The 504-nt window shown below is 71.0% G+C and carries 1 protein-coding gene; it reads left to right on the forward strand.

The annotated features are described in order from the left end of the window. Positions 1-479: nitroreductase family protein (locus G9373_RS45650; protein ID WP_206034044.1), on the forward strand; the 479-nt coding region annotated here is incomplete at its 5' end. Positions 480-504 lie beyond the last annotated feature (25 nt).

A 504-nucleotide genomic window follows, 5' to 3' on the forward strand; every position in this document is an offset into this window, starting at 1 on the left:
ACCACACCCGCCCGGTCCGGTTCGTGTGGGTCCGCACCCGCACCGTCCGAGACGCCCTGCTGACCCGGATGCGGGAGCAATGGCGCACCGACCTGACATCCGACGGGATGAGCGCGGACGCGGTGGCGGCGCGGGTGGCCCGCGGCAACATTTTGTTCGACGCACCGGAGGTGATCATCCCGTTCTGCGTCCCCGACGGCGCCCACACCTACCCCGACAAGCGCCGGCAGGCGGCGGAGACGACGATGTTCACCGTCGCGGTCGGCGCCGCGGTGCAGGGGCTGCTGGTGTCGTTGGCCACCAAGGGAATCGGCAGCTGCTGGATCGGGTCGACGATCTTCGCCGCCGACATCGTCCGCAGCACCCTCGACCTCCCCGCCGACTGGCAACCCCTCGGAGCGGTCGCCGTCGGCCACCCCCTCGAACCACTCACCCCCCGACACGCCGCCGACCCCGGCGACGCCCTGATCGAGAGATGACCCACGCGCAATGAGCGCCGAATCA

Origin of the sequence: Rhodococcus sp. A14 (genome assembly GCF_011603105.1) — a bacterium.
GTDB lineage: Bacteria > Actinomycetota > Actinomycetes > Mycobacteriales > Mycobacteriaceae > Rhodococcus_F > Rhodococcus_F opacus.